Source organism: Roseovarius amoyensis, assembly GCF_003260265.1.
In the GTDB taxonomy this organism is placed as follows: Bacteria; Pseudomonadota; Alphaproteobacteria; order Rhodobacterales; family Rhodobacteraceae; genus Roseovarius; species Roseovarius amoyensis.
This window is the reverse complement of record NZ_QITQ01000063.1, coordinates 1-3068: the sequence shown is the minus strand read 5'-3', so window position 1 is coordinate 3068 and position 3068 is coordinate 1. Positions and strand designations below refer to the sequence as shown.

General features: G+C 60.7%; 3 protein-coding genes. All 3 read left to right on the top strand.

Annotation, left to right across the window (positions count from 1 at the left end; genetic code table 11):
- Positions 1-398 precede the first annotated feature (398 nt).
- Genes DL899_RS19045 through DL899_RS19035 form a run of 3 tightly spaced genes read left to right on the top strand, consistent with a single transcriptional unit; the run spans position 399 to position 3064 of the window.
- On the top strand, positions 399-932 hold the full coding sequence (locus DL899_RS19045; RefSeq protein WP_111735889.1) for a cupredoxin domain-containing protein: 534 nt from the start codon (positions 399-401) through the stop codon (positions 930-932).
- Positions 925-2385 carry a cbb3-type cytochrome c oxidase subunit I gene (locus tag DL899_RS19040; protein ID WP_111735888.1) on the top strand — a complete coding sequence of 487 codons (1461 nt, stop codon included), beginning with the start codon at positions 925-927 and terminating at the stop codon, positions 2383-2385. Before DL899_RS19045 ends, DL899_RS19040 begins: the two co-directional genes overlap by 8 nt.
- A gap of 4 nt (positions 2386-2389) precedes the next feature.
- Entirely contained in the window at positions 2390-3064 is a 675-nt protein-coding gene (locus tag DL899_RS19035) for an SCO family protein (RefSeq protein ID WP_111735887.1), read from the top strand.
- Positions 3065-3068: the final 4 nt, after the last annotated feature.

Here is a 3068-nt window from a genome sequence, read left to right as displayed (position 1 = left end):
CTTGTCGGCGCTGTCCTTTGATGTTCCGGGTTTCTTGTTCATCTTCGCTCCTTAAAGGCTACGATGAACCAGAACCCCTCCGGTGTTCAAATCCTCAAATCTGTCCCACAGGTGCTGACGTCAGACAGGAGGGACAACCTGCGACAATTCGCCATGGACAAGTGCCGAAAAGTTTGTCGAAACTGACACCTTTCCGGTTTTCGGCAAAGGTATAGTGCCTGTCGCTTTCGCGGTTGGCACGACACGGTGGCCCACCGACTTCTACCCGGGCGCATTTCTGCATCATGCCCCTGACACTGCCATTCCGCGATGATCCATATTGACAAAGCGCCGCATTGTCTGAAATCGAGTATTGACCTACCGTCACCGCATTCCACTTGAAGAAGGGAGGCGGAGCCATGACGGTCCAGACCCTGTCATTGTTGCTCAGTTTCGCGGCGATCTTGGCGCTCACTGCGATATTTCTGCGGGTGCGCCTGAGGGCGGGCGCGGCTAAGGATTATGCGCCGGTTCAGAGGCGTGCCTACCGGTTTCGCGCCATTCTGTTCTGGGGCATGGTGCTGGTCGGCCTGCCGGCCACGGTGTGGCTCTTACGCATCACACCCTACGCTGCCGCCCCGACCGGGGCCCAGGTGGTGAACGCCACCGGAGCGCAATGGTTCTGGGACCTTGATCGCACGGACGTGGCGATGGGTGAACCCGTCGAATTCAACGTGACCAGCACCGATGTCAATCATGGCTTTGGTATCTATGACGAGACCGGGCGCCTGGTGGCGCAGGTGCAGGCGATGCCGGGATATGTCAACCATCTGACCCATACCTTCGACACGCCCGGCACCTATCAAATTCTGTGCTTGGAGTATTGCGGGCTGGCGCATCACGATATGATGACCGAGATCACCGTCACTGCGGCAGGAGGCACCAATGGCTGAGGCGCATGCAACCGCACTACCGGGAAAGGTTACTACAGATCGCGCGCGGCTCTGGGTCACCCTCTACTTGGCCACGACCGGAATCGTCCTGCTGCTGATGATGCTGCTCGGCTTGCTGATGCGGATGGCCCAGAGCGGCTGGCTGTATATCGACTCGGCGCTGTTTTACCAGATGATGACAGTCCACGGCACCGGCATGGTGGGCATCGCAGCCCTCGGCGGTGTGGCGGTGATGTGGCACTTCCTGTCTGCGTATGTGTCGCTGTACCGTTCGATTCTAGCAGCGAATTTTGTGCTGTTCCTGATTGGTGTCGTGGCGATCCTCTGGGCAGATTTCATCGGCGGTTTTGGTGGTGCCTGGACCTACCTCTATCCGCTGCCTGCCCTGTCGGGCGGTTTATGGGAAACATGGGCGGCGGGCTTGCATCTGGCCGGGCTGCTGGTAATCGGCGTGGGGCTGTTGCTGGTCTGCCTCGAATTGGGGCGCGCCATCATCGTCGGGTATGGCGGTCTCAGCCGCGGTCTTGGGTGGCATGTGCTGTTCGCCGGCAGCACCAAGAATGTGCCGCCGCCGACTGTTGTCGCCTCGACCATGGTGGTGATCGTGACCACACCAGCGATGATCGCGGGCGCGGCATCCTTAGTGATGAGTCTGGTAAACCTCTACTTTCCCGACGTCGCGATTAACCCACTGATGATCAAGAACCTGATCTATTTCTTCGGCCACACCATCATCAATGCGACGATCTACATGGCGGTGACGGTCGTCTACGAGCTTTTGCCCCGCATCACCGGCCGGCCGTGGCAAACCTCTAAGGTCTTTCTGGCCGCCTGGACACTGTCCACGGTGATGGTGCTGATCATCTACCCGCACCATCTGCTCATGGACTTCGCGATGCCGCACTGGACCATGGTGATCGGGCAGGTCTTCTCTTATGTGAACTCCTTCCCGGTGCTGATCGTGACCGGCCTGGGCGCACTCGCCATCCTGAACCGGTCGGGGATCCGCTGGGACCTGCTTGCAACGCTGTTGCTGATCTCGATGTTTGGCTGGATGGCAGGGGTAATCCCGGCGGTGGTCGATGCGACCATTGCGGTCAACTCGGTGATGCACAACACGATGTGGGTGCCGGGGCATTTCCATTTCTACCTGCTGCTTGGCCTCCTGCCGATGTTCTTCGCCTTCATGATCTACCTGGCACGCGGCGAGGAGACCGCCCCGCGTGGTGGCGATGTAATGGCCGTCCTCTACCTACTGTTTGGGCTGACTTTCACCGCCATGTTTCTCTTGGGCGGCTGGGCCAGCGTTCCACGCCGCTGGGCGGTCCACCTGCCGGAGTGGATGGTCTATGACCGCATTGCCACCTTAGCCGCTGCTGGAGTGATCGTGCTTGCCACCGTCTTTATCGCGACTTTCCTTGCCCGCATTCCGCAGATCCTGCGGCAAGGATAGGCCGATGCGGGCGGCAGTCACGGCGGTGGCCACAGCTGCCCTCGGCGCTGCGGTCTTGTGGTGGGGAACCGACGGTGGGAGAGCCTTCACTTCCGAGGCGGCGCGACGACTCGATATCGCAACCACGCCGCGCCAGCTTCCGGATACGGCGCTGACAGACCGAACCGGCGCGAGCTTTCGTCTGTCGGATTACCGTGGCGCCCCGGCGGTGCTTGAGTTCATTTATGCGACCTGCCCCGACATCTGCCTCGTACTCGGCTCCACCTTTGAGCGGCTCGCGACGACGCTGCCGCCGAATACGGCGCTGCTCAGCATAAGCTTTGATCCGGCGGACGATACCGAGCGCCTTGGCTGGTTCGCGGACCGCTACGGGGCCACACCGCCGCGCTGGCGGGTGGCGGGAGTGGCCGGAGATGCAGAGCGCGAGGCGCTGCTCGCTACTGCGGAGGTGGTGGTGATCCCCGACGGCATGGGCGGCTACGCGCACAATGCGGGCCTGTACCTGCTGGACGCAGACGGCCGCCTGACCGCGGTGTTCAACCCCGAGGACGGCGAGCCCAACTTCGACAGTTCGCGGCTGATTTTTCCGGATTTCGTTTGGCGCAGGTCAACAAAACAAGGCGTTTTGTATCGCGAAGCGGTAGATTTCGTGGGATCGTTGTTGTGGCACGTGGTGTGATTTT